A 24,800-nucleotide genomic window follows, 5' to 3' on the forward strand; every position below is an offset into this window, starting at 1 on the left:
GCTACATTAGCATATTCGGTAACGGTAACAGAAATACCGGATGCATAATGACAGGGGATGAATGAGGCCGGATCCGCGCCAACAAAAAAAAAGCGGATGGCACCGTAAAGGCGCCATCCGCTGCGGGCCTGGATGTGGCTCAGTAAGACTGGCTATGCACCCCTTTTATCGCCCGGCCGGACGGATCGGCCATGTTCTTCCATTGTTCGTCCCATTCCAGCGCCGTGGGGGTGGAGCAGGCCACGGACGGGCCGCAGGGCACGCAGTGGGCGGCGGACTCCTGCGGGAAGTGACCTTCAAAGATGGCCCTGTAGTAATAGGCTTCCTTGTTGGTCGGGGTGTTGAGCGGAAAGCGGAACGCCGCCGCCGCCATCATCTGATCGGTGACTTCGGCTTCCACCATTTCTTTCAGGCTGTCGATCCAGGAATAACCCACACCGTCGGAGAACTGTTCCTTCTGGCGCCAGACCACCTCATCGGGCAGCAGATCACTGAAGGCTTCGCGCAGTATGTGTTTTTCCATCTTGCCGTTGCCGCACATCTTGTCGGCCGGGTTCAGGCGCATGGCCACGTCCATGAATTCCTTGTCGAGGAAGGGCACCCGGGCTTCCACCCCCCAGGCGGCCATCGACTTGTTGGCGCGCAGGCAGTCGAACTGGTGCAGTGCCTGCAGTTTGCGCACGGTTTCTTCATGAAACTCTTTGGCATTGGGTGCCTTGTGAAAATACAGGTAGCCGCCGAACAGCTCGTCGGAGCCTTCGCCGGACAGCACCATCTTGATGCCCATGGCCTTGATGCGCCGCGCCATCAGATACATGGGGGTCGAGGCGCGAATGGTGGTGACATCGAAGGTTTCCAGGTGATAGATCACCTCGCGCAGGGCGTCCAGACCTTCCTGTACCGTGTAGTGCAGCTCGTGATGCACGGTACCCAGGTGATCGGCCACCTTGCGGGCGGCAATCAGATCCGGTGCGCCTTCCAGGCCGACGGCAAAGGAGTGCAGTCGGGGCCACCAGGCCTCGCTGTTGTCGCCGTCTTCTACCCGGCGATCCGCATAAATTTTGGCGATGGCGGAGATAACAGACGAGTCCAGACCACCGGACAGTAGCACGCCATAGGGCACGTCGCACATCAGCTGGCGCTTGACCGCCGCCATCAGTGCCTCGCGCAGCTCGCTCACGCTGGAGCCGTTGCCCTTGACCGCCGGGTACTGTTCCCAGTCGCGTTGATAATAGCGGCGCAACTGACCTTCCTTGCTGTACAGCAAGTGGCCGGGGGGAAACTCCGTGATGGTTTTGCACACCGGGGTGAGCGCCTTCATCTCGGAGGCGACATAGAAGTTGCCCTGTTCGTCGTGGCCGGTGTAGAGCGGAATAATGCCCATGTGATCGCGACCGATCAGGTAGGCGTCCTGCTCTTCGTCGTAGAGCACGAAGGCGAAGATGCCGTTGAGATCATCGAGAAACTCGGGCCCCTTTTCCTGATACAACGCCAGTATGATCTCGCAGTCGGACTGGGTCTGAAATTCGAAGTCACCGGTGAGGGTGGCTTCCAGCTCCTTGTGGTTGTAGATCTCGCCGTTCACCGCCAGAGCGTGGGTTTTGGCCGGGTTCAACAGTGGCTGGGCACCGCTGTCGAGGCCGACGATGGCCAGTCGCTCATGGACCAGAATGGCGTTGTCGCTGCTGTAAACGCCCGACCAGTCGGGGCCACGGTGGCGCAACAGCTTGGACAGCTCAAGCGCGCGGCTGCGCAGGGCGGCGGCGTCGGATTTGAGTTCGAGAATACCGAAGATAGAACACATGGGATCGTCCTTAATGTCTTGCTCTATGAGACTGAACTCAGGTTGGCAGAGTGACACCCGGATGAAAAGCAAAAATATTGAAATGTGATAAATAAAGCCATCTTGAATGTAAATCGTCATTTAAGATGGCTTTATTTTTTAAATAATCAAAATTTTACGTAATATTTTGATGTTTATTTGATGGCGCGCTTTATAAGTGAATGGCCGGAGCGACCGGGTCGTCGATACGAAACCAGCCGGCAATGCTCAGCCTGTTCCGGGTGGCCGGCAACACCTCGTGCGGGAAGTCTTCCGACAGAAAGCACACCAGGGTGCCGGCCTGTGGCAAGACCCGATGCATGACGGCTTTTCCGTGCGCGGTATAAACCAGTAACTCGCCGCCATCGGCTGCCTGCCAGTCGTCGTTGAGGTACAGCACGGTAGTGAGGCGGCGGTTGCCCTTACCACGAAAGGCATCCAGGTGCTTCTTGTAAAAGTCCCCGGCCTGATAAAGCGCATAGTGGCATTCGTAGTCTTTCAGCCCCATGAACAGCTGGCGGTTCAGCTGCAGTTGCAGATCGGCCATTTGCGCCAGATAGCAGCGCTGTATCGGGGTGTCACCTTCCAGCCAGCGGGTCTTGTCGGTACGAATTTGCTCATTGGTCTGTTGCAGCCGTGCCCGGCCGATAGCGGCAGGGGTCAACTCCCAGGGGGGAAGGGTCGCCAGGTCGTGGCGCAGGGCGGCCACCATATCGGCATTGATAAAGCCGGGAAAGATACCGATACCGGGGCCGGCAATGGCATCCACTATCGCGGTAAAATCATGTTCAAGCCGTACAATTGCATTCACGTCGAACCCTCCATCAGGAGCGCCTATGTACACCCTTTACGACTCGGGTAGCCAGAGAGAAAAACTGCATGTGAAAAACGAGAGTACTGTTTGAAGCCGGGCTTGTCATGCCATTACCCGAAAGAGAGGGGAGGACAGGGTTATTCAGACATGAAAAAACCCCGAGCATTGCTGCTCGGGGTTTTAATGTGGCGGTGAGGGAGGGATTCGAACCCTCGATACGTTGCCGTATACACACTTTCCAGGCGTGCTCCTTCAGCCACTCGGACACCTCACCGTATTTTTTCATTCAATTTTATTAAAGAGTGTTGTTTTCACTCCGTGTTTGCTGATGACTCATGTCCTCGGACTGACGGAGCACGCTCCGTGGCTTTTTACCTTTTTCAGGCTTCGCCTTGGGCAGCCACTCGGACACATCATCAAATTTCAGCATTTTGTTACGGTCTTGCCTGACCGGCCCCGCTTGGGAACGGAGCGTAATCTAACGACTTGCCGGTGCTTGTTCAAGGCTTTTCCGTAAAAAAAGGTGCGACTGGCTTAACCCTGAACAAGTTGCGGGCTTAATGCACAGCAGAGGGGGTTTTCTGCGGTTCGTCGTCCTGCATCAGGAAACCGAGTTCGCCGATCTCCAGCAATAACTGCTGGGTCGCCATCATGGTTTGCTGCACTATCCACAGAAACTGGCGCTGATCCATGCCGGCCTGGGTGTGCAGGTAGTCGGCCACGATCAGGCGGGGCAGGTTGTCGTCAACGATATCGACAAACACCTTGAGACTGGGATAGTTCATGTTCAGCCGGCCCAGATCGGCCACCAGCGCCAGCAGGGCGGTGGGGCGCACCTCGATTTCGGTGGTAAGAATGGCGTCTTCATGTTCTACGAACAGTCGGCTTTCCAGTACGCCGTCCTGCCCCTGCAGCTCGGAAAGGTGGATGCCGTGACAGTTTTCACAGATGTAGTGGTCGATGTAACCGGCGGTGAGCCAGCGCATGGCGATTTCTGCTGTTAACACTGAGATTCCTGAAAAAGTGGGGCTTGAAGGGGCGCTAGTGTAAACCAAAGGCCGAAGGAGGAAAATCAAAAGCCGGTGCCGGCGGGCGCGACCGGTAATAAAGCCTGCTTTGATTTGATTTTGTTTCCAAAAGCGGGAATGCTCATTATATGTTCATCGAGGAGTCACTTTGCTCCCCTGTTTGCCGCTACAAGCTACTGTCACAGGTTGCTATCTGTCTGTTACCGCTACCAGTTGCTACTAGAAGGAAAGTCGAGATGAAAATACTGCTTGCTGCTATCGATCTGGAACAGGAGTCCATGCTGGTGGTGAAAAGGGCGGTCGAGCTGGCGGTTCGGCTAAAGGCCAGCCTGCATCTGGTACATGTGGTGGATGATGCGCTCACCCTTTATGAGCCGATGGTGGAAATTTCGGTGCGCCACCGTCTGAAAAAGGCGGCAGAAATGGCGCTGCAAGGTTTCTTTGATCTGGTCCCCGATGAGGTCAAGGCGCACGGAGGCTGTCATGTGGTGCTGGGCAAGCCTTATCAGGCGCTGGGTAAAAAGGCCGAGGAGTTGACGGCCGATCTGCTGATTGTGGGGCGGCATCATGTCGAGCCGCTACGGGATCTTTTTGTGGGCACCACCGCCGAGCGATTGTTGCGCCACTGCGATATTCCCTTGCTGATGGTCAGAGAAGACTCTAGCGAGGCTTATGCACGGGTGCTGGCGGCCACCGATTTTTCTCGCAGCTCGCACCATGCGTTACAGGCGGCCTTGTGGTTGGCCCCGCAGGCCGACATTCGGCTGGTACATGTATTCGAACCGCCTTTTACCGGTTTCATGCACCACGACCAGCAGGACATGGATAACATGATCAGGGAGCAGAAGAAGCGCATCCGCAAGGAAATCAAAACCGAGATGACGCATTTTCTGGCCGAAGACGATCAGAGTCGAATTCGGTCCGATATCATGGCCGGCGGCGTACAGACGTGTCTGAACGATGCGGTGGCGCTGCACGATCCACAATTGCTGGTGCTGGGAACACACGGACGACAGGGCATCAGCCGGCTGCTGATTGGCAGCGTGGCCACCAGCTTTTTGAGCACGCTGCCCTGTGATGTGCTGGTGGCAAGATAAATACGTGAGGGGTGAGGCGATAGGAGTGAGGGGAAAACAAGTACCCGAACAAGCCGGGTTGCCTGTTTGGCTTTTGTTTTCCTCCCCCCTTACTCTTCACCCCTCACTTCTGTAAAGCAACGCCGGCCAGTCCTGGTCGCTGTTGCCCAGTACCAGAAAATAGGGGTTGAGCAACTGTTGCGGGTTGCCGTAATCGAGCGGCTGGCCGTCGAGCCGGATCACCCGGCCGCCGGCCTGTTCGGCCACACAATGGGCGGCAGCGGTGTCCCACAGCGAGGTGGGGCCCAGCCTGGGGTATACATCGGCGGCGCCTTCGGCCACCAGGCACAGCTTGAGCGAGCTGCCCATGGCCACCAGCTCGTGTTCACCCAGTTGCTCGAGCAACCGCGGCATGGCTTCTCCGGCGTGTGAGCGGCTGCCCACCACCCGCCAGGGGGTGCCGGGCTCATGGGTGGCGACGGTAATAGAGCTTGTATTGCCGTCGGCGTCGGTCTTGCTGGCGCCAACACCCCGGGCGGCGGTATAGCACAATGACAGTGCCGGGGCGTAGACCACGCCCAGTACCGGTTTGCCCTGTTCGATCAGCGCGATATTGACGGTGAACTCGCCGTTGCGCTTGATGAATTCCTTGGTGCCGTCGAGCGGGTCGACCAGCCAGTAACGGCCCTGACTGTCGGCACCGCCGAATTGTTCGGTGTCTTCTTCCGACAGCACCGGCAGGCTAAGCTCCAGCTGTTTCAGGCGCGCGTCAATCAGTCGATGGGCGGCGGCGTCGGCCTCGGTCAGCGGCGACTGATCGGCTTTTTGCTCGATGGAAAAGTCCCGGCCATAAATGTCCATGATGGCGGCACCGGCATCCCGGGCGATGGTTTCCACCTCGTTAATCAGGGCGGTAGTAAGGTAATCTGAGTGCACCGTGCTCTCCATAGGGTGACCTTGAAATGAGCCGATATGATATAAAAAAACGCGGCTTATTCCTATTTATGCAGTCAGACCCGGCTCATCAAGCGGTCAACCCAGTCGATGAGCATCTCGATCCCGACCAAAGAACTCGCTTCCTTTATTCTCCTCAATGCTGCGGTATCGCCGGATACCGCAGAAAAACTAGCCATATGGCACCCTCACAGGCATAAATATTGCGCATTCTTTGAACTTTAGTCCGACTGTCGGTATCCTTGGCGACCTTCGGCAATAGCGCCTTTCCTTCGTTTCGTTAACTGTGAGTCTGCTTCTTGATTTCGACCAATAACATCACCATGCAATTCGGCGCCAAGCCGCTGTTTGAAAATATCTCCGTCAAGTTCGGCGACGGCAACCGTTATGGCCTTATCGGTGCCAACGGCTGCGGCAAGTCTACCTTCATGAAAATCATGGGGGGAGATCTGGAACCCAGTGCCGGCAATGTCAGCCTGGACGCCAACGAGCGCCTGGGCAAGCTGCGTCAGGATCAGTTCGCCTACGAAGATGTGCGCGTGCTGGACGTGGTGATGATGGGTCATACCGAGCTGTGGGCCGCCATTCAGGAGCGTGACGCCATTTATGCCAACCTGGAAGCCAGCGACGATGATTACATGCGCGCCGCCGAGCTGGAAGGCAAGGTCGCGGAATACGACGGCTACACCGCCGAGTCTCGTGCCGGCGAACTGTTACTGGGCGTGGGCATTGCGGTCGAGCAGCATTTTGGCCCCATGAGCGAAGTGGCGCCGGGCTGGAAACTGCGGGTGCTGCTGGCCCAGGCGCTGTTTGCCGATCCGGAAGTGTTGCTGCTCGACGAACCGACCAACAACCTGGACATCGACACCATCCGCTGGCTGGAAGGGGCGCTCAACGAGCGTAACAGCACCATGGTTATCATCTCGCACGATCGTCACTTCCTGAACAGCGTCTGTACCCATATGGCGGATCTGGACTACGGCGAGCTGCGGGTTTATCCGGGCAACTATGACGACTACATGCTGGCCTCTACCCAGGCCCGCGAGCGCCTGATGTCCGACAACGCCAAGAAAAAGGCCCAGATTGCCGATCTGCAGTCGTTCGTGGCCCGCTTCAGCGCCAACGCCTCCAAGGCCCGTCAGGCGACGTCTCGCGCCAAGCAGATGGACAAGATCAAGCTGGAAGAGGTCAAGGTTTCCAGCCGCCAGAATCCGTTCCTGCGTTTCGAGCAGGACAAGAAGCTCTATCGCAACGTGCTGGAAATGGAGCAGATGTCTCAGGGCTATGGTGACGAGCCCTTGTTCAAGAACCTGAACATGCTGGTGGAAGTGGGTGAGCGCATCGCCATTCTCGGTGCCAACGGCATCGGCAAGTCGACCCTGGTCAAGACCCTGGTCGGTGAGCTGGCGCCCACCAGCGGCCATTACAAGTGGTCGGAAAACGCCACTATCGGTTATTACGCTCAGGATCATGCCGAAGATTTCGACATGGACATCACCGTCTTCGACTGGATGAGCCAGTGGCAGCAGATTGGTGACGACGAGCAGACCATTCGTGGCATTCTCGGTCGTTTGCTGTTCAGTCAGGACGACATCAAGAAAAAGGTGGGTGTGCTGTCCGGTGGCGAGCAGGGCCGTATGCTGTTCGGCAAGCTGATGCTGCAAAAGCCCAATATCCTGGTGATGGATGAACCGACCAACCACCTGGACATGGAGTCCATCGAATCATTGAACATGGCGCTGGAACTGTATCAGGGCACCCTGATCTTCGTGTCTCACGACCGGGAATTCGTGTCATCGCTGGCGACCCGCATCATAGAGCTGAGCGACAGCGGTATGCGTAACTTCAGCGGTAACTACGAAGAATACCTGCGTGAAAAGGGCGTGGCGTAAGCCGACGCCTTAATCGGGCGGGGACGCGTTCCCGCCTGGTTGAATTCAGGTAGAAAAAAAGCCACCGGAGCCATGCCCCGGTGGCTTTTTTAGTGCCGAATATTGAATGCCGAAGAGCAGCGTTTAGCGCAGGATCAGCAGGGGCTGCGGGGATTCCATCAGCATCAGATCGGTGATGCTGCCCAGCAGCCACTGACGCATACGGGAATGGCCGTAGGCACCCATCACCATCAGATCGATATTCTGCTTCTGCTGATAGGCCAGCAGGTTCTTTTTGACTTCCCCCTGCAGCAGTGCGGAGGTCGCCTTCAGACCGGCGGTTTCCAGCTGCAGCCGTGCCACTTCCAGCAACTCCAGGTTGTGCGGGTTGGGGCCGGCCACCATCACGATATGACACTCCAGACCACGGAACAGCGGCGAGCCGGCCAGCATGTCGAGACCCTTGCGGGTGGTGTCGCTGCCATCAAACGCCAGCATGACTTTAGCGGGCTTTTTGAATTCGCCGGTGGTCAGCAGCAGGGGTTTGTCGGTGGTGCGGATCACCTGCTCCACGTGGCTGCCGAGGCGGCTGGGAGTGTCGTCGGCATTGGTGCCCTGACGGCCCAGTACCAGCATCTGGCTGTAGTCTTCGTACTGATCCAGTACCTGTGCCAGGCGGCCCTCGCGCTGTATGGTGCGAGGCTTGGGAAAACCGGCCTGGGTGACGTGGGCGCTGGCATGTTCCAGCACCTGGCGGCTTTGCTCTTTGGCCAGTTCGATTCGCTTTTTGTCCAGGGCGGCCAGTTCGGCGGTAATATCGTCCTGCGCATGCAGGCTGGCGGCGGCGCTCAGGTTGAGCAGCATGGTCGGCTCGGGTTTATGCAATACATGCAATAGCACCAGGTGAGCGCCAAGCTGACAGCTGGCCCAGGCGGCATAATCGCAAACGGTTGCAGTGTGCTCGGAGCCGTCGATACAGGCTAATACATTCGTGTTCATGACCTTGATCCTGATGGTAATGGGTTGACGCTAAATGGAAAAGAATCGAGGGGGCTCCGATTCGCAGTCACTCTATCATACTTTAATGTTGTTGTGTCTTGATGCAGCACAAGGTGAGTGCGGGCCGGGGAGGCCGTTTACCACCCTTCATCATCACGCTTTAATGACCCAAATGGCAGTGCAGGACCGGGCGGCCCTGCACTGTGCATGAAAAGTACGGGTTAGCGCAGGATCAGCAGCGGCACCCGGGCGGTGCTGATCATGGCGGTAGTGGTGCTGCCCACCAGCAGTTGACGAATGCGGGAATGGCCGTAGGCACCCATCACCATCATGTCGATGCCATGTTCCTGTTGATAGGCCGGCAGTACCTTGTCGACGTCGCCGGCGGCAATATGGGTGTGAGCATCGATGCCGGACTGGTTTAGCACCTCGGCGGCCCATTTGAGCTGCTCCCGGTGATCGTCGGTGTCGGCACCCACCAGTACGATGTGCAGTTCAAGCCCCCTGAACAGCGGGCTCTGGGCCAGCATCTCCACGCCCTTGCGAGTGGTGGCACTGCCATCGAATGCCAGCATCACCTTTTTCGGTGCCTTGAAGTCGCCCTGGGTGACCAGTATGGGGCGGTGCAGGGCGCGGATCACCTGCTCGACATGGCTGCCAAGGTGCGCATAAGGGGAGCTGGAGGTTTCTCCGTGGCGGCCCAGCACCAGCAACCGGGTATCGGCTTCGAATTCCAGCAGGGTTTCGATCAGCTCGCCGTGGCGCTGCAGCGTGGCCGGCGCGGCCACGCCGGCCAGGATCGCGCGGGTGCGGGCCGCGTCCAGCATCAGTGAACCCTGCTCGGTGGCCAGCTTGCTGCGCTGGGCATCCAGCTCGGCCAGCTCGGCCAGCAGGTGTTCCTGACTCCCCAGGCCGATGCTGCCGCTGAGGTCGCTTTTTACCTCGGCGACGTGCTTGTCCTGCACATGAATAAAGGTCAGCGGAGCGTCGAGACGCAGACTGGCCCAGCTGGCGCAATCGCATACCGCACTGGCGTGGCTGGAACCGTCGATACAGGCCATTACATTGGTTGTCATAGTCATTCCTCTCTTAGTGGCCCATCAGCTTTTCGACAGCCTTGGGGTCCTTATGCTCGGCAAAGCGATCCACCAGGGTGGCGCTGGCCTCGTTCAGACCGATCACGTCCACTTCGGTACCGTCCCGACGGAAGGTCAGTATCACCTTGTCCAGGGCGCTGATGGCGGTAATGTCCCAGAAATGGGCCCGGCTCAGATCGATGCGTACCCGCTCGACCACTTCCTTGAAGTCGAAGGCGGCGACAAACTGCTCGGCGGAGGTGAAGAATACCTGACCCACCACCTTGTATACACGGGTGCCGTCGTCGGCTTTATCGGAGCCAATATACAGAATTTGACCTACCTTGTTGGCAAAGAACAGGGCGCTGAGCAGCACGCCTATCAGTACCCCGTAAGCCAGGTTATGGCTGTATACCACGGTGGCAACGGTGGCGACCATCACGACACTGGAGCTGACCGGATGTGCTTTCAGATCGGTAATGGAACTCCAGCTGAAGGTACCGATAGACACCATGATCATCACCGCCACCAGGGCCGCCATCGGAATCTGCGATACCCAGGGGCCGAGGAACACCACCATGATCAGCAGCACCACGCCCGCCACCAGGGTAGAGAGCCGGCCGCGACCGCCGGATTTAACGTTGATCACCGACTGGCCAATCATGGCGCAACCGGCCATGCCGCCCAGGGCGCCGGTGGCAAGGTTGGCCAGGCCCTGGCCCTTGCACTCCCGGTTTTTGTCACTCTTGGTATCGGTCAGATCGTCCACTATGGTGGCGGTCATCATCGACTCGAGCAGACCGACGATGGCCAGCGACAGGGAGTAGGGGAAGATAATGGCGAGAGTTTCAAAGTTGAGCGGAACCTCGGGCCACAGAAACACCGGCAGGCTGTCGGGCAGCTCGCCCATGTCACCCACGGTGCGGATATCGATACCGAAGGCAATGGCGATCAGAGTCAGGCTGACGATGCACACCAGCGGCGAAGGCAGCAGCTTGCCCACCACCGGGACCAGCGGCAACAGGTAGATGATGCCCAGGCCGGCGGCGGTCATGGCATAGACATGCCAGGTGACATTGGTCAGTTCGGGCAGCTGGGCCATGAAGATAAGAATGGCCAGGGCGTTGACGAAGCCGGTCACCACCGAGCGGGACACAAAGCGCATCAGCTCGCCCAGGCGTAAATAGCCGGCGAGGATCTGCAGTACACCACACAACAGCGTGGCGGCCAGCAGGTATTGCAGGCCGTGTTCCTTGACCAGGGTGACCATCAGCAGCGCCATGGCGCCGGTAGCGGCAGAAATCATGCCCGGACGGCCACCGGCGAAGGCGATAACCACTGCCATGCTGAAGGAAGCATAAAGACCGATTTTAGGATCGACGCCGGCGATAATGGAAAAGGCGATGGCTTCCGGGATCAGCGCCAGGGCGACCACCAGGCCGGCGAGCACGTCTCCCCTTATGTTGAAGAACCAGGTTTGCTTGATGTTCGGTAGCATTATTAATTGTTCCAGGGTTGTGGGTGAGTGTCGTACCGGCGTGGCATCGAGGCGGGCGCAGCGGTACGGATTCAACAGAGATATGAACAAGGCAAAATGCCCGCACAGTGGCGAGACAAGGCGCGGGTAAACGCAATGATGCAGGATATGGGCTAGGGCGGCGTGTTCGCTTTATTCAAAAAGTTCATACAAGTTTAATTTCTTATAAGTTATATGAGTGAGAGCGCGGTTATTATAGGGGGCTGCACCGGTGGTAACAAGGCCGGATCCGGTGGCCATGGGTCACGCGGTCGTCCCTTTTTCGAGCGGATCTGCGTGTAGACCGGAGAGCAGACAGCGTCAGGATAGCGGTTCTACGAGCAAGGTATCCTGTTTACATCATTTATAAGGGGAGTCTATGAGTAATAACCGCATGCTGGGCAGTAAGGTACTGGATGTGTTGCAGCATATTGGTCTCATCATAGTGGCAGCGTCCACCGTGGTGGCGGTGGGCATCGAAATCGGCCATATGTGGCGGGCCGGAACCGTGACACTGGCCGACTTGCTGCTGATGTTCATCTATCTGGAAGTGCTGGCGATGGTGGCCATATACCTGCGATCCGGCAAGTTGCCCATTCGCATACCGCTGTATATTGCCATCGTGGCCCTGGCCCGCTACATGATTCTGGATATGAAGGGCATGGACAGTTTACGTCTGATCACGGTAGCCGGTGCCGCTCTGGTACTGGCGGTGGCCATACTGGTGATCCGCTACGGCCACGTCAAATTTCCTTACGACAAGGATGAAGGCGGGCACTGAGAATGCCCCGAATATCCCTGGCACTCATTGCCTCTTGATATCGTCTCTTCTTCATGCCGCCACGGATGGCGGCTTCCCCTCGGTATCAGCGAATCGAACCACAGTATCCTCTCGTCAATCCACGGCCCGCTGTTTCTCCGGTCGCGAGTCTTCGGTATCGGGTGATGCCGGTTTTGCCGGGCGAAGCGTCCATCATGGCCGGGCTGGCGGCACATCGTGGCTGAACCAGCGTCGGGGGGCTGCCGGTTGGCGTGATGATGAACAGGCTTTGCCCTCGATGACCCGGTAAAGGCAACGCCGCGCCGCCTGGCTGCCAGCACACCAGGGCGGCAATGCCGGTACAGGCCCTGGCCTGTTGCAGCAGTGATTCGGATGCCCTTTTCACTTCTATGACCCGTGCCGGATTGACGCCGGCGTCAATCAGTATTCGGCGTGACAGCGGTGCCGGGCCATTGGCGATCAGTATCCAGCCCCGGTTTTGCCGACTGATGACGGCCAGGCTGGCCAGTAACCGTGCCTGTTGTACCTGACTCCAGTGTGTAATACGCATGATGTTATTGTCGGTTTCATTCGGCGTAAGCGGACCCTGAGGCGCAGATGAAACAGTCTGCTTACGAGATAGCTGTTCACGGAATAACTGTTCACGGGTTAACTGTTCACGGGTTAACAAGAGGGTGGCCATACAGGTTCCTTGTTGCTCGGTTACTGTTTTTATATACAGTAATGGTCGATGGCGTATCGGTCAACAAGATACTGTTCAAATATACAGTAAGTTTTAACGAGGCAGTATTTTTCGACCCGACTATAGTATTCGTTGATCTCGCTATCTCGAGCGAAAATACCAGACAGGAGAACAAGATGGACAAGACGTTGCTGGAGCGAATGGATAATCACATGGTGCTGAGCATTCTGAACGAGAAGCTGCGGTTGGAGTGCGACAGCCTCACCGCCTTGCTGTCTCGTTACGAGCTGGACAGCGGCCGGATAATGGCGCGCATGGCGCAAATAGGTTACCGCTACGATCCGGGCAGCAATCAGTTCAAACCCGGGGCTTGATGGACAGGCTATCGAGCTGCGATAGTGCCGGTTTTATTAAGGTCAACAGACCTAACCATGGGAGTCGAGATGGAAGCGGAGTTCTGGCATCAGCGTTGGCAGTCGTCGCGCATCGGGTTTCATCGCCAGCAGGTTAACCCTCAGTTAAGCCGATTCTGGCCCCAATTACCGCTCTTGCAGCAGACCGAGGTACTGGTGCCGCTGTGTGGTAAAAGCCGGGACATGCACTGGCTGGCGGCACGGGGGCATACGGTGGCGGGGTTCGAGCTGTCGCCGCTGGCGGTGCAGGATTTTTTCACCGAGGCCGGGCTGGCACCCGAACTGGAGCAATCCGGTCATTATCGGTGCCGGCACGCCGGTCGAATACGGCTGTATGAAGGCGACTTCTTTCAGGCCGACAGCCTGGCGCGTCGTTTTGATGCCGCCTATGACAGGGCGGCGCTGATTGCCCTGCCCGAGCCGATGCGGGTCGCCTACGCGGACTTGCTGGCACGCTTGCTCAATCCGGGCGCGACCCTGCTGCTGATCACCGTGGATTATGCGCCCGTTCAGCAACAATCGCCGCCCTTTGCGGTATCGGAGGCGGACGTTCGGCGGTTATTTGAGTCCCATTTCACCGTTGAGCGGTTGGGCCGGATAGAAGAAGGACCAAGCAACCCCGGGGTGGCATCCGGCGAGCGGCAATTTTTTGATGAATTGTGTTTCGTATTGCATCGAAAGTGAATGTGGCATGTGTTCTCGAGGCTGCTGCGGCAGCCTTTTTTGTTTTTGTGCGCTGGGTCGGTTTCCATGCTCTCCAAAAGCCCCTATACTCCCGCCTGTTTTTAACAATGTGGAACAAAAAACTAACATAACCTTGTTTGTTGGGGGTATGTTTTGATTTTTGCTTTTGATTAAATATATTTGGCTGTAAAATAAGTATTCAGCAAGACCATCCTTCATTGATAGATTATTCACTTGTGGGCTGGTTTTATTCTTTTGAGTCGTGCTGAGCTGCATAAAACAGCAGTTTTTACTTTTTTTTAGCCGAGTTGGGTATGGACCCGATAAGGAAGGAGTCACCATGGAAAAGACCTTGAAGGGGCAGGCCGCGGTCGGTAAACGCAATCTGCTGATGTTTTTATTGCCCTCGCTGCTGGGTATTCTGCTGTTCATGACCCCGGTCAGCTATAACGGCGATCTGACCATCATGATAGCGGTGCTGGCCAAGAGCCTGCAGGCATTGCTGGCCGGATCGCTGACCAGCATAGTGACCGCGATTGTCAGCCTGTCGGCACTGGTGTCCGTGTTTGCCACCCTGTTCAAACCGACCTTTATCACCCGTAGTTCCTTTTTGAATACCCTGTTCAATGTGAGCCCGGTGTGGTTGGTCAGCCGACTGCTGGGTGCGGTATTCGTGGTGATGGTGTATACCCAGACCGGCCCCGAGATACTGTACAGCGGCGACACCGGCGGCCTGGTGCTGAACGATTTGATGCCGGTGCTGTTCGCGGTGTTCATTTTTGCCGGCCTGCTGTTGCCCTTGCTGCTGGACTTCGGCCTGCTGGAATTTGTTGGTACCCTGCTGACCGGCATCATGCGTCCGGTGTTTCGTTTGCCCGGCCGTTCGGCGGTAGACTGCATGGCCTCCTGGCTGGGCGATGGCAGCGTGGGTATTCTGCTGACCAGCAAACAGTATGAAGGCCATCATTACACCCAGCGTGAAGCGGCGGTGATCGGCACCACCTTCTCGGCGGTGTCCATCACCTTCAGTCTGGTGGTGCTGGCCCAGGTGAAGCTGGAGCACATGTTTATTCCCTTCTATATCGCGGTGTGTGTGGCCGGCATAGTGGCGGCCATCGTAGTGCCGCGTCTGCCGCCCCTGTGCTGGAAGAAAGATACCTTCATCAACGGCGAAGCGCGTCCGGCCGATGGCGAAGTGACCCCGGCCGGATACTCCCGCCTGAGTCATGGCTATCATCTGGCACTGGCTCGTGCCGGCAAGGTAGAAAGCCTGGGCCAGGTGGCGCGTACCGGTATTCACAATGCCCTGGATATGCTGCTGGGGGTACTGCCGGTGGTCATGGCCTTCGGTACCCTGGCGCTGGTGATTGCCGAAACCACGCCGCTGTTCAGCTGGCTGGGCATGCCTTTTGTGCCGCTGCTGGAACTGCTGCAGATTCCGGAAGCCGCCGCCGCCTCCGAGACCATGGTGGTCGGGTTTGCCGACATGTTTATTCCCGCCATTCTGGCGACGTCTATCGAGAGCGATCTGACCCGCTTTGTGATTGCCGCCCTGTCGGTGACCCAGCTTATCTATATGTCGGAAGTCGGCGCCCTGCTGCTGGGCAGCAAGATCCCGGTGAACGTGCTGGAGCTGTTCGTTATCTTCCTGCTGCGTACCCTGGTGACCCTGCCGGTGATCGCCCTGATTGCCCACCTGGTGTTCTGATCACTGCGCGTTTTAGCTGTACCGGGCCCCGCACATGCGGGGCTTTTTTGTATTTGAACGGCGCCGCTCTGCTCCCTCCCCTTGACCTCGATATCCTCAGAATAATGGCGGGGTGCAACGCAAGGGGAGGGCTGGGGAGGGGTAACTGCAGTGACACCCCCTCCCAACCTCCCCCTGGCGAAAACCCGCTGCGATGTCTGTATCCCTGACGCCAAGGGGGAGGAGCAAGTTCGGCGCCGGGTTTATGCTCTGCTAATGTTGTGATCTACCGATGCAACGTCAAGGAGCAGCCATGTATCAATCGGTTCTGACATTCTGGTTTGAAGCGCTGACGCCGGCCCAGTGGTGGCAAAAGAGCAAGGCGCTGGATGATGATATTCGCCGCCGTTTTGGCGAGCTGCACCGGCGGGCCTGTCTGGGGGAGCTGTTCGAGTGGCGTACCCGGGCCGAGGGGCGGCTGGCAGAGATCATCGTGCTCGATCAGTTTTCCCGCAATATTTATCGTGACCGGCCCGCGGCCTTTGCCGCCGACGGTATGGCACTGGCACTGGCCCAGGAGGCGATAAGTGCGGGAGCGGAGCGGGGGTTAACAAGGCAGCAGCGGGTGTTTCTGTACATGCCGATGATGCACAGCGAGTCGCTCAAGGTGCACGATGTGGCGTTGGCGCTTTTTGAGAAGAACGAGGTGGCCGATAACCTGGCCTTCGAGATACGCCACCGGGAGATTATCGCCCGTTTCGGACGTTATCCTCATCGCAACGCCATACTGGGGCGCGAGTCCACGGCAGAAGAGCTGGCGTTTCTGCAGCAGCCGGGATCCTCCTTCTGAATAAGAGAAAAAGGGGTCGGAGTCATTTTTCGAAAAATGACTCCGACCCCTTTTATTGCCCTTTTTTTTTACTGCTGCTGTATGGTCCAGATCTGGAAGGCGCGCTGTGTGTCTTTGTCGGCGGCGTTCCACCAGTGCTTGAGCATCTCCAGGGCGTCGGCATCAACTACCGCATCGCCAAACTTGGCCTGGGCGGCGGCCACGGCGGCGTCGGTACGGCCGTTGAAGGCCATGCCTTTCTCTGCCAACGACGCCTGAATGCCACCGGCGGTATCCAGACCGGCCGGCATCGGGATCAGGGTCAGTTCGGCCGGCACGGCTTTACCGCTTTTCTTGTCTACAATGCTGAGCTCGGTCGCTTGCTCACGTAAAAACTGGCGCGCCAGTTGATAGTTGATGGGCGCTTTATAGTCGAGGGTGAACTCGGCATCCGCAGGCACATCAAGGGTAATGATCACCGGGTCGCCATTGAGCACGCGCAGCTCGGAGCGATTGGAAAAGTCGTTGGTATAGGAAATCGCAACCTGTTGCTTGCCTTCAGCCAGATCCACCTTGTGCACGGACTTGGTAATGCTGTTGGCGGTTTTATTGCCATTGACCAGATGGATCTGGTAGGGCTGCTGGGCTTCAAAGGTGGCGGCGCCGGCGCCAAAAGACAGGCCGGCAAGGGCGAGGGCGGCGAGGGTAAAGCGTGTTTTCATCTGGGGCTCCTGAGCCATGTATGTTCCCATCCCTGATGTACAGTTTTTATACATGTTTCCTGCACGGAACGGGCTGCCAAGTAATTGAATCTACATCAAGTTAACCGCAGGATTGTGACAATTTACGGTGTGCAGCGCAATCACCGATAACAACAAGCCAAGGCAACCTTAACCCAGCTCCCGGGTGAAGGGGGGCAGGGCGTCGAGCAGGGCGGGGCCATAACGCCGGCTGAGCAGTCGTTTGTCCAGCAGTATGATGCGGCCGCTGTCGGTTTCGGTACGCAGCAGGCGGCCGCAGGCCTGAATCAGCTTGCGCGAGGCTTCGGGCATGGCCAGTTGCATGAAGGGGTTACCGCCGCACAGAGAAATCCACTCGGCCATGGCCTCTTCTACCGGCGAGGTGGGCACGGCGAACGGCAGCTTGGTGATGATGAGATTGGTCAGATAGTCGCCGGGCAGGTCCAGCCCTTCGGCAAAGCTGCCGGTGCCAAACAGCACGCTGGGCTGTTTGCCGTCGCATTTCATCTTGTGCAGTTGCAGCAGCGCCTGTCGACTGGCCTCGCCCTGTACCAGCAGCGAATGGCCCTTGGCCCGCAGCGCCTCGGCGGCCTGGTTCATCTGCCGGTAGGATGAAAACAGCACCAGGCTGGCGCCCTGTTCCTGCAGCCACAGAGGGATCTGCTCCACCAGCAGCTCGTCAAAGTCGGGGTCGGTTGGTTCGCAACCCAGCGGCGGTATGATCAGCCGCGCACTCTGGTAATCGAAAGGCGAATTCAGCCGCAGATAATGGCTGCCGTCGTCGGCCCTGAGCCCCACGGCGCGGCGAAAATAGCCGAAGTCGTTCAGGGCGGTGAGGGTGGCCGACACCATCACCACCGCCGCCGCCCGCGACCAGCACCATTGCTCCAGCAAATGGCCCACCGCCAGCGGCGTGGCACACAGCCACAATTCCTGTTTGTCTTGCTTGCTTTGCCGAGCAAGCTCCAGCCAGCGGGCCGGGGGCGTCTGTTTGGGGCCGGTGGCGCGCAGCAACAGTTCGGCGCCATCGCGTAACTGCTCGCCATGTAACTGCTGTTGGCTCAGGGTTGCCAGTGCCGCCTCTATGGTGGCGGCCTGGCTCGGTTTGAGTTTGAGCTGCTCGCTCAGCTGGCTGTGCAGGGGGCCCAGGGCGCGACAAAACCCCTGCGCGTCTTCTTTCAGCACGCCGAGCAGCTCATCCAGGCCGACCGGCAAGTCGCCGGGGCTGAAGCGCAGGCAACCCTGACTGTCCGGCTCAAGATCCCGCCGTTGCAGTGCAGCAAACAGCTGACGATACACGCTGTTCAGCGCCGGGATCAGCTGGCCCAGGCTTTGTTGCAGGCGGCCCAGTGCCGACTGACCTTCTGCCCCCAGCAATTCATTCAGACTGCCCTGCCATTTGTTGAACTGTTCAAGCTGGCGTCGGCTCTGGCGCAGGGCCAGCCGGGCCGAACCCTGATCCCGGGCCACCGGGGCGATATGATGGGCTTCGTCCAGTATGTATAAGCACTGTTCTGGCTCGGGCAGCACTATGCCGCCGCCCATGCTCAAATCGGCCAGCAGCAGGGCATGGTTGACCACAATCACATCGGCCTGCTCCAGCTCGGCCCGGGCCAGGTGGAAGGGGCAACGCTGGTGGCCCAGCGCCGGCTGGCAGCTGTGTCGCTCTGCCAGCAGTTGCTGCCACAGCGCATTATCGATGGGCTGTGGCCAGCTGTCCCGATCGCCTTGCCAGTTGCCCGCCATAAAGGCGTTCCACAGCTCGGCCAGTTGCTGTTGTTGGCCTGGGCTCAATGCCTGCGCCGGTTCAAACATGCCGATTTGGGCCTCGCCCTGCGCCAGCGCCTCCAGCCGGCGGGCGCAGCAATAGCGGGCCCGCCCCTTGGCCAGCACGAAGCGAAAGGCCGGTTGGCAGTGAGGCAGAAACAGCGGCAGATCCTTGTCCACCAGCTGCTCCTGCAACGCCAGGGTGGCGGTAGAAATCACCAGCTTCTTCTGATTCATGCGTGCCCAGGGAATGCCGGCCTGCAGGTAGGCCAGCGACTTGCCGATGCCGGTGCCGGCTTCGGCCACCAGGATGCGCCGGGCCCGATCGTAGCGGCCGAGCAGTACCTTGCCGATTTCCGCCACCAGGTAATTTTGCTCACGGCGGGGAATAAAACCGGGCAGGGTCTGGCTTAAACGGCGGTAGTTTTCGCGCACCAGCGTTTGGTAATCACCGGCTGATTTGGGCGGTGGCGTCGCGAGCGGTTGAATTTGTGATTTGGGCTGGGGCATAGGGCGGGAGCTGGATGAATTGACGCCGCAATTATAACCGGCCACGTTTTTTATGCCAGTGACAAGCAGTTAAGCGGGGAAAGGCGCCGTGGGTCACAGTTGCACCACAGACGAGTGCAACTGTCACAAAAAGTTCCCGTAGTTTTGTTGCAAGCCCAAAAAACCGGTGATAGTCTGCCTTCCATAGTAACGTGATGCGTTGCTAACACAGGGAATTACAAGGACTTAGTGTTTAACTACAGTAGGCATATAAAAATCATGAAAAAGACAATTCTTGCACTGACTATTCCTGCGCTGTTCGCAACCTCTGCTAGCGCCGTGACCGTATACTCCGACGAAGGCGCCCAGGTTGATATCTACGGCCGCGTTCAGTTTGAAGCCGGTGAAATGCACTTTAAAAAAACTGGTGTTTCCCCTAACCAGGTTACTACCAACCAAGCCCAGGACTTTGGTGGTGAAGGTGAGGCTCGTCTGGGTGTCAACGTCAAGTACATGCTTAACAACGACGTGGACCTGATCGGTAAGCTGGAATGGCAAGTTACAGCTGAAGGTGACAATGCTACCGGTTCTGATGATATCAGTGCACGTTACGCTTGGGCCGGTTTCCGCTTCATGGATACCACCGAACTGACCTTCGGTCGCAGCCAGGATCCGCTGGCTCAGTCTATTTACCTGGGTGATATCTTCAATTTGTTCGGCGCCAAGACTTCTTACAGCTCTGGTGATTTTGAAGTGTCTGATAAGACTGATGACCAGGTTCGTTTGTCTTACGCCAACAATGGCTTGGATCTGCGTTCTGCTTATGCTTTTTCTGATAAGGAGAAGAATACAGTGGGAGTAAACACTGGTTTAGAAAACCAGTATACGCTATCCGCCGGATATACCTTTCCAGTAGGTGTTGGCTTGGTTGCTTCTTATCAGAAGCAGGAATTTGGTAATACAGAAGACCTGGATGTGTGGTTCGCTGGTGCCAACTACAGCATCGACGGTTTCTATCTGGCCGGTCTGTACACCGAAAAAACCAAAGATTATGTCGCTGGTGAACTGGATGCCAAAGGCTATGAATTCACCGCTACCTATAATGTAGATGCGTGGACTCTGTTGGCTCAGTATGCTAAAGAAGAGCAAGAACGTGCTGGTAACCTGTCCGACATTGATTCTGTCGATGCTGTGACTCTGGGTGTTCAGTATGACCTGACTGCTAAGGCCAAACTGTACGCCGAATACGAAATCAATGATGACGATGCTGACAATGACGATCTGTACGGCATGGGTATTCAGTACAACTTCTAAATTAGCCTAGGCTAAATAAAGAAGTTCAAAAAAGCCGGCGCAAGCCGGCTTTTTTAATGTTTAAAAATGGTGAAACGATTTATTATTTCACGCCTCACGCCTCACGCCTCACGCCTCACGCCTCACGCCTCACGCCTCACGCCTCACGCCTCACGCCTCACGCCTCACACCTCACACCTCACGCCTCACGCCTCACACCTCACGCCTCACACGCTTATAACTGCCAGCTTACATGCTGGGCTTTACCGTATTTCTGCTCGCACGGGTCGCAGCGTTGCCGACAGGGGTCTTGCAATAGCTGCTCGGACGTCAGCTCGGCTTCGCAGTCGCTGCACAGGCCATAGAGGCCGATTTGCCATTGGCACAGGGCGGCATCCACCTGTTTGAGGGCGTTCAGTTGAGGTTGCAGTTGGGGCAAGGCCGCAAGCGGCGGATAGTCGGCCCATTCATCGGCCGGCATTGCCTGCAGCGTGGCGGCAAGTGCGGCATCCAGCTGCTGCAGTGTCTGTAAAAAGTGGTGGCGACGTTCTTCAGCGACTGCCAGCAGCCGTTGTTCCAGCTCACATTCGGTAATATTGCTGCTCATGATGACATCCAGTCGAGGGAGTATGGAGGCCAGTATAGAGCGGTGCTTTTGTTAACATCATGATGCAAATCAAAGGCAAAACGGTTAGTAGCTTATAACCGGAAGCGTTACTTCCTCCAGCTTATGGCGAATGTCATCGGTGTGCTTAAGGGTACGAATATCGCGGAATAGATCCTGGGCCTGGGGATAATACAGCTTGAGGTAGCTCAACCATTGCTTGATGCGATTGGGGTAATAGACCGCCTTGTTGCCCTCGACCTCCAGCGACGAGTAGTTCAGCAACAGTGCGATCACCTTCTCCCAGCTCATGGGCGCGGTGCCGTTCTTGATGGTGGCGGCCAGATTGGGCAGCGCCAGGGCGCCTCGGCCCAGCATGATGTCGTTGCAGCCGCTTTGTTGCTGCGCCAGTTTCGCCTGTTCGGCATTCCAGATCTCGCCGTTGACCACGACCGGTATCGACAGCGCCTGCTTTATTTCTGCCACCAACGGCCAGTAGGCAGGGGGGCGATAGCCGTCTTGCTTGCTGCGGGCGTGCACCGCCAGCTCGCTGATGCCGCCCTCGGCCAGGGCCTGACTGTTTTCCAGATAGGAGTCGCGCTCCGCCAGCCCCAGGCGAATTTTGGCGGTCACCGGCAGGTGGGCCGGCACGGCGGCGCGCACCGCCTTGGCGATGTGATACAGCTGTTCACTGTCGCCGAGCAAGGCGGCGCCGCCCCTGTGCTTGTTCACGGTCTTGGCCGGACAGCCGAAGTTGAGATCGATGCCCTCGGCCCCCAGGCGACAGGCCTGATCGGCGTTTTCCGCCAGCCAGTCCGGCTCCTGGCCCAGTAGCTGTATGCGTACCGGCGTACCGGCCGGGGTACGACAGCCGTTATGCAGCTCGGGGCACAGCCGGTAGAACACCCGGGGTGGCAGGCGCATGTCGACCACCCGCACAAATTCGGTCACACACAGGTCGAAGGGATTGATGCGGGTCAGCAGATCCCGCATCAGGTGGTCCAGCACCCCTTCCATCGGGGCCAGTATCAGGCGCATAGTCACTCTTGGTTAGCAAAAAAGGTTGGTAAAAGATCGGCAAAGCGGGGGATTGTAGCCTGCCGGGCACGGGGAGCAAAGCCTCGTAGAGAAGGCTTCAGTAGTCATCTCTGCAACCGAAGGAAATACCAGGCCCCCGGAATTGGCAGATCCGGTGCCGAGCTTGCCATCGGCGCTGAACTTGCTCCTCCCCTTGACGGCGGCGGTACAGGCATAACGACAGGGTTTCGCCAGGGGGAGGCGGGGAGGGGGTGTCGGCACGACCGGCGGAGTAACCCCTCCCCAGCCCTCCCCTTGCGTTGCACCCCGCAGTTCTTCTGATGATATCGTGACCAAGGGGAGGGAGCTCTCGGCGCTGTGCCTGCCAATGCATACTCGCTTGCAGATTTTCGCCGCATAAATGGTCGCCTACGGGAGTTGTTCGTAGGGTCGACTTATTTTTAGGTGAGAGTATTCGACCAGCGGCGTTGCACGTCGACCCGGCGGTCCAATAAATTGGACCCTACGAGACGGGCAAGCCTTGCGGTTGTTGTGGTTGCCGCTTCATCTGCGCCGAAACGGCTGTAACAACAGTCGGTGCAGGCGCAATTCGGTGGGGTTGCGAAACTGGTTCAGCCCTATGGTCATGCCGAGCTGGCCGGCCTGGGGCCGGGCCCGATAGGTGTTGAACAGCCGGTCCCACCAGGGCAGGTTGAAGCCGAAGTTGCTATCGGTCTCTTCGGGGATCACCGAATGGTGTACCCGGTGCATGTCGGGGGTGACCAGCATCAGCCGCAGCCAGTTATCCAGCCGCTTTGGCAAGCCCACGTTGCCGTGGTTGAACATGGCGGTGGCGTTGAGCAGCACTTCAAACAGCAGCACCGCTAATGCCGGCGCGCCGAGCAGGGCCACCGCCGCCAGCTTGAGCGCCATGGACAGCAGAATTTCGATCGGATGAAACCGCAGGCCGGTGGTGACGTCGAATTCCAGATCCGCATGGTGTACCCGGTGCAGCCGCCACAGCCAGGGAACCGCATGAAACAGCCGGTGTTGCAGATAAATCAGCAGGTCCAAAATCAGCAGCGACAGGATAACAGAGGCCCATATCGGCACGGGCAAGGCGTTGAACAGTCCCCAGCCGCGCTCGTCGGCGAGCAGGGCCGCGCCCACCGCGGCCAGTGGAAAACACAGCCGCAGCAGCACAGTGTTGATGACCACCAGCAGCAGATTATGGGGCCAGCGGCGCAGGCGGCCTATGCGCTGGGACCGACGCGGTGCCCGCCATTCCCACAGCATCATCAGCAACAGCACGCCACCAAAGCAACCCAGCCGGATCAACGGTTCAAACTCGAACATCATGGCTAGCCTCTTTTCTCGAGTGAAGAGCGGCAGCCCAGGCAGCCGGAAGCCAGAACAGGTCATTCGGCTCGTCGATGTCCTGCAGGCGCTCGCCGAGCTTGCAGCGCCAGCCCAGGTGCGCGATACGCGCCAGCGTCAGCTTGGCGACCCTGTCTGTGCTCCAGGGCATGTGCTCGAACAGGGAAACATGAAAGCGACGCAGGCCGAGCAGGGCATAGCCGCCATCCATGGTGGGGTGCAGCAGGGCGTCATGAGCGGTCAGCCGTTTTGCCGCCTGGCGCAGTAACGCGGGGGATATGTGCGGGCAGTCGGTGCCGATCAACAGCACCTGCTTGTTGTTAAGCAAACCCCGGCGAGCGGCGCGGGCCATGCGGCTACCCAGATCGCCCTCGCCCTGGTCGCTTAGCTCAATGCCTGCCGGCAGCGGCACATGCCGCCACTCAATGGCGTTGGGCGCGGGTGTCATGCACAGCTCCACCGGGCCTGTGTTAGCACTCATAGCGGCATGCAGGGTACTCGACAGCATTCGCCGGGCCAGATTGGCGGCACCGTCGGCGCCCAGGGCGGGGATAAGCCTGGTTTTGGCAAGCTCGGCCACCGGGGCCTTGGCGAAGATGATGATACGGGTGCTCAACGGTAGGCCCTCGCCAGTTGCTCGGGGTTGGCACCCCGCCAGTAGGCGAAACGCAGCCGCCACATCAGCACTACGGTGCGCCACAGGCCTTTTTGTTCCCAACGACGCCCCGAGGTGACGACTTTTTGCGCCAGACAAGCGGGGGAGCCCAGCCGTTTCAGTTGTTTGCTGAGTTCTATGTCTTCCATCAACGGCTGATCGGGAAAGCCGTCGACTGCTTCAAAAGTGCTGCGGCGCACGAAGATGGCCTGATCGCCGGTGGCGATGCCGGTAAGGCGCGAGCGCCGGTTCATCATGAAGGCGATGACCGCCAGCATGGGGTGGCTGCCGCTGATGGTCACATCGAAGCGGCCCCAGTGATGTTCGGCCAGCGCCTCGGCAATCAGCCGGTCGGCGTCGGGCGGCAATCGGGTATCGGCGTGCAAAAACAGCAGGTCATCGCCCCTGGCCACGGCGGCACCGGCGTTCATCTGTCGGGCCCGACCGGGTGCAGACGATATGACCTTTACCCCCGCACGCTGTGCCAGCGCGACCGAGTGGTCGCGGCTGCCGCCGTCTACCAGTATCAGCTCGGCCGATGCGGCATAGGGGCGCAGTTCATCCAGCGTCTGAGGCAGAGAGTTCGCTTCGTTCAGCATCGGCATGATGATCGACAGGCTCATGGT

At 58.2% G+C, this 24,800-nt stretch carries 23 protein-coding genes and 1 tRNA gene; 8 read left to right on the plus strand and 16 right to left on the minus strand.

Annotated features, from left to right (window positions below; translation table 11 throughout):
* Positions 1–139 precede the first annotated feature (139 nt).
* From asnB to Q0753_RS06780, 4 genes are all read right to left on the minus strand, one after another.
* On the minus strand, positions 140–1,804 hold the full coding sequence (gene asnB / locus Q0753_RS06765; RefSeq protein WP_298718795.1) for an asparagine synthase B: 1,665 nt from the start codon (positions 1,802–1,804) through the stop codon (positions 140–142).
* 190 nt (positions 1,805–1,994) lie between these two features.
* On the minus strand, positions 1,995–2,633 hold the full coding sequence (locus Q0753_RS06770; protein WP_298718797.1) for a 2OG-Fe(II) oxygenase: 639 nt from the start codon (positions 2,631–2,633) through the stop codon (positions 1,995–1,997).
* 189 nt (positions 2,634–2,822) lie between these two features.
* Positions 2,823–2,910: transfer RNA gene (locus tag Q0753_RS06775), tRNA-Ser, on the minus strand.
* A gap of 283 nt (positions 2,911–3,193) precedes the next feature.
* On the minus strand, positions 3,194–3,622 hold the full coding sequence (locus Q0753_RS06780) for a YbjN domain-containing protein (protein WP_298718856.1): 429 nt from the start codon (positions 3,620–3,622) through the stop codon (positions 3,194–3,196).
* A gap of 278 nt (positions 3,623–3,900) precedes the next feature.
* Here Q0753_RS06780 and Q0753_RS06785 point away from each other — a divergent pair, with 278 nt between their 5' ends.
* Positions 3,901–4,761 carry a universal stress protein gene (locus Q0753_RS06785; protein ID WP_298718799.1) on the plus strand — a complete coding sequence of 287 codons (861 nt, stop codon included), beginning with the start codon at positions 3,901–3,903 and terminating at the stop codon, positions 4,759–4,761.
* A gap of 96 nt (positions 4,762–4,857) precedes the next feature.
* On the opposite strand, the gene cysQ is transcribed toward Q0753_RS06785, so the two are convergent.
* The gene (gene cysQ / locus Q0753_RS06790) at positions 4,858–5,676 is read right to left on the minus strand and encodes a 3'(2'),5'-bisphosphate nucleotidase CysQ (protein ID WP_298718801.1); all 819 of its coding nucleotides are present in this window, start codon (positions 5,674–5,676) and stop codon (positions 4,858–4,860) included.
* Between the two features lie 317 nt (positions 5,677–5,993).
* Here cysQ and Q0753_RS06795 point away from each other — a divergent pair, with 317 nt between their 5' ends.
* A complete protein-coding gene (locus Q0753_RS06795) occupies positions 5,994–7,586 on the plus strand; it encodes an ABC-F family ATPase (protein ID WP_298718805.1) in 1,593 nt (530 codons plus the stop codon).
* A gap of 123 nt (positions 7,587–7,709) precedes the next feature.
* Here Q0753_RS06795 and Q0753_RS06800 read toward each other — a convergent pair whose 3' ends face one another.
* The 3 genes from Q0753_RS06800 to Q0753_RS06810 form a co-directional block, all read right to left on the minus strand.
* Positions 7,710–8,564: a universal stress protein gene (locus Q0753_RS06800; protein WP_298718807.1), complete on the minus strand. Its 855-nt coding sequence runs from the start codon at positions 8,562–8,564 to the stop codon at positions 7,710–7,712.
* Positions 8,565–8,785: 221 nt separating this feature from the next.
* On the minus strand, positions 8,786–9,640 hold the full coding sequence (locus tag Q0753_RS06805) for a universal stress protein (protein ID WP_298718809.1): 855 nt from the start codon (positions 9,638–9,640) through the stop codon (positions 8,786–8,788).
* Positions 9,641–9,653: 13 nt separating this feature from the next.
* The gene (locus Q0753_RS06810) at positions 9,654–11,138 is read right to left on the minus strand and encodes a SulP family inorganic anion transporter (RefSeq protein WP_298718811.1); all 1,485 of its coding nucleotides are present in this window, start codon (positions 11,136–11,138) and stop codon (positions 9,654–9,656) included.
* Between the two features lie 397 nt (positions 11,139–11,535).
* Between Q0753_RS06810 and Q0753_RS06815 the strand changes: the two genes are divergently transcribed.
* A complete protein-coding gene (locus Q0753_RS06815) occupies positions 11,536–11,937 on the plus strand; it encodes a phosphate-starvation-inducible PsiE family protein (RefSeq protein ID WP_298718813.1) in 402 nt (133 codons plus the stop codon).
* A gap of 85 nt (positions 11,938–12,022) precedes the next feature.
* Here the strand turns inward: Q0753_RS06815 and Q0753_RS06820 are convergent, their stop codons facing one another.
* Entirely contained in the window at positions 12,023–12,487 is a 465-nt protein-coding gene (locus Q0753_RS06820; protein WP_298718815.1) for a hypothetical protein, read from the minus strand.
* Positions 12,488–12,795: 308 nt separating this feature from the next.
* On the opposite strand from Q0753_RS06820, the gene Q0753_RS06825 reads away from it, so the two are divergent.
* The 4 genes from Q0753_RS06825 to Q0753_RS06840 all read left to right on the plus strand — a co-directional run bounded on the left by Q0753_RS06825 (position 12,796) and on the right by Q0753_RS06840 (position 16,253).
* Positions 12,796–12,993: a DUF4250 domain-containing protein gene (locus Q0753_RS06825; protein ID WP_298718817.1), complete on the plus strand. Its 198-nt coding sequence runs from the start codon at positions 12,796–12,798 to the stop codon at positions 12,991–12,993.
* 69 nt (positions 12,994–13,062) lie between these two features.
* Complete coding sequence (locus Q0753_RS06830) at positions 13,063–13,716, plus strand: thiopurine S-methyltransferase (protein ID WP_298718858.1); 654 nt, start codon at positions 13,063–13,065, stop codon at positions 13,714–13,716.
* Between the two features lie 340 nt (positions 13,717–14,056).
* Positions 14,057–15,424, plus strand: coding sequence for a YjiH family protein (locus tag Q0753_RS06835; RefSeq protein WP_298718819.1), 1,368 nt, complete (start codon positions 14,057–14,059; stop codon positions 15,422–15,424).
* A 292-nt stretch (positions 15,425–15,716) separates the two neighbouring features.
* On the plus strand, positions 15,717–16,253 hold the full coding sequence (locus tag Q0753_RS06840) for a DUF924 family protein (RefSeq protein ID WP_298718821.1): 537 nt from the start codon (positions 15,717–15,719) through the stop codon (positions 16,251–16,253).
* A gap of 68 nt (positions 16,254–16,321) precedes the next feature.
* On the opposite strand, the gene Q0753_RS06845 is transcribed toward Q0753_RS06840, so the two are convergent.
* Both Q0753_RS06845 and dinG read right to left on the minus strand, forming a co-directional pair.
* Positions 16,322–16,954, minus strand: a complete 633-nt coding sequence (locus Q0753_RS06845) for a DUF2057 domain-containing protein (RefSeq protein ID WP_298718823.1) — start codon at positions 16,952–16,954, stop codon at positions 16,322–16,324.
* Between the two features lie 168 nt (positions 16,955–17,122).
* A complete protein-coding gene (gene dinG, locus Q0753_RS06850) occupies positions 17,123–19,249 on the minus strand; it encodes an ATP-dependent DNA helicase DinG (protein ID WP_298718825.1) in 2,127 nt (708 codons plus the stop codon).
* Positions 19,250–19,507: 258 nt separating this feature from the next.
* On the opposite strand from dinG, the gene Q0753_RS06855 reads away from it, so the two are divergent.
* Positions 19,508–20,542: a porin gene (locus tag Q0753_RS06855; protein WP_298718827.1), complete on the plus strand. Its 1,035-nt coding sequence runs from the start codon at positions 19,508–19,510 to the stop codon at positions 20,540–20,542.
* A gap of 214 nt (positions 20,543–20,756) precedes the next feature.
* Here Q0753_RS06855 and Q0753_RS06860 read toward each other — a convergent pair whose 3' ends face one another.
* The 5 genes from Q0753_RS06860 to Q0753_RS06880 form a co-directional block, all read right to left on the minus strand.
* Positions 20,757–21,128 (minus strand): transcriptional regulator, TraR/DksA family protein, encoded by a 372-nt coding sequence (locus Q0753_RS06860; RefSeq protein WP_298718828.1) that lies wholly within the window; start codon positions 21,126–21,128, stop codon positions 20,757–20,759.
* A gap of 84 nt (positions 21,129–21,212) precedes the next feature.
* Entirely contained in the window at positions 21,213–22,163 is a 951-nt protein-coding gene (locus Q0753_RS06865) for a tRNA-dihydrouridine synthase (RefSeq protein ID WP_298718831.1), read from the minus strand.
* A 543-nt stretch (positions 22,164–22,706) separates the two neighbouring features.
* Positions 22,707–23,501 carry a sterol desaturase family protein gene (locus Q0753_RS06870; RefSeq protein WP_298718833.1) on the minus strand — a complete coding sequence of 265 codons (795 nt, stop codon included), beginning with the start codon at positions 23,499–23,501 and terminating at the stop codon, positions 22,707–22,709.
* Entirely contained in the window at positions 23,485–24,135 is a 651-nt protein-coding gene (locus tag Q0753_RS06875) for a TIGR04282 family arsenosugar biosynthesis glycosyltransferase (RefSeq protein WP_298718835.1), read from the minus strand. Before Q0753_RS06875 ends, Q0753_RS06870 begins: the two co-directional genes overlap by 17 nt.
* On the minus strand, positions 24,132–24,797 hold the full coding sequence (locus tag Q0753_RS06880) for a TIGR04283 family arsenosugar biosynthesis glycosyltransferase (RefSeq protein WP_298718837.1): 666 nt from the start codon (positions 24,795–24,797) through the stop codon (positions 24,132–24,134). The genes Q0753_RS06875 and Q0753_RS06880 overlap by 4 nt, the downstream gene beginning before the upstream one ends.
* Positions 24,798–24,800: the final 3 nt, after the last annotated feature.

The sequence above is a fragment of the uncultured Oceanisphaera sp. genome, from assembly GCF_947495715.1.
Lineage (GTDB): Bacteria > Pseudomonadota > Gammaproteobacteria > Enterobacterales > Aeromonadaceae > Oceanimonas > Oceanimonas sediminis.

Coding starts and splice junctions, on each gene's coding strand:
- asnB (WP_298718795.1), bottom strand. CDS start 1,804: ATGTGTTCTATCTTCGGTATTCTCGAACTCAAATCCGACGCCGCCGCC.
- Q0753_RS06780 (WP_298718856.1), bottom strand. CDS start 3,622: ATGCGCTGGCTCACCGCCGGTTACATCGACCACTACATCTGTGAAAAC.
- Q0753_RS06785 (WP_298718799.1), top strand. CDS start 3,901: ATGAAAATACTGCTTGCTGCTATCGATCTGGAACAGGAGTCCATGCTG.
- Q0753_RS06800 (WP_298718807.1), bottom strand. CDS start 8,564: ATGAACACGAATGTATTAGCCTGTATCGACGGCTCCGAGCACACTGCA.
- Q0753_RS06805 (WP_298718809.1), bottom strand. CDS start 9,640: ATGACAACCAATGTAATGGCCTGTATCGACGGTTCCAGCCACGCCAGT.
- Q0753_RS06810 (WP_298718811.1), bottom strand. CDS start 11,138: ATGCTACCGAACATCAAGCAAACCTGGTTCTTCAACATAAGGGGAGAC.
- Q0753_RS06815 (WP_298718813.1), top strand. CDS start 11,536: ATGAGTAATAACCGCATGCTGGGCAGTAAGGTACTGGATGTGTTGCAG.
- Q0753_RS06820 (WP_298718815.1), bottom strand. CDS start 12,487: ATGCGTATTACACACTGGAGTCAGGTACAACAGGCACGGTTACTGGCC.
- Q0753_RS06825 (WP_298718817.1), top strand. CDS start 12,796: ATGGACAAGACGTTGCTGGAGCGAATGGATAATCACATGGTGCTGAGC.
- Q0753_RS06830 (WP_298718858.1), top strand. CDS start 13,063: ATGGAAGCGGAGTTCTGGCATCAGCGTTGGCAGTCGTCGCGCATCGGG.
- Q0753_RS06835 (WP_298718819.1), top strand. CDS start 14,057: ATGGAAAAGACCTTGAAGGGGCAGGCCGCGGTCGGTAAACGCAATCTG.
- Q0753_RS06840 (WP_298718821.1), top strand. CDS start 15,717: ATGTATCAATCGGTTCTGACATTCTGGTTTGAAGCGCTGACGCCGGCC.
- Q0753_RS06845 (WP_298718823.1), bottom strand. CDS start 16,954: ATGAAAACACGCTTTACCCTCGCCGCCCTCGCCCTTGCCGGCCTGTCT.
- dinG (WP_298718825.1), bottom strand. CDS start 19,249: ATGCCCCAGCCCAAATCACAAATTCAACCGCTCGCGACGCCACCGCCC.
- Q0753_RS06855 (WP_298718827.1), top strand. CDS start 19,508: ATGAAAAAGACAATTCTTGCACTGACTATTCCTGCGCTGTTCGCAACC.
- Q0753_RS06860 (WP_298718828.1), bottom strand. CDS start 21,128: ATGAGCAGCAATATTACCGAATGTGAGCTGGAACAACGGCTGCTGGCA.
- Q0753_RS06865 (WP_298718831.1), bottom strand. CDS start 22,163: ATGCGCCTGATACTGGCCCCGATGGAAGGGGTGCTGGACCACCTGATG.
- Q0753_RS06870 (WP_298718833.1), bottom strand. CDS start 23,501: ATGATGTTCGAGTTTGAACCGTTGATCCGGCTGGGTTGCTTTGGTGGC.
- Q0753_RS06880 (WP_298718837.1), bottom strand. CDS start 24,797: ATGAGCCTGTCGATCATCATGCCGATGCTGAACGAAGCGAACTCTCTG.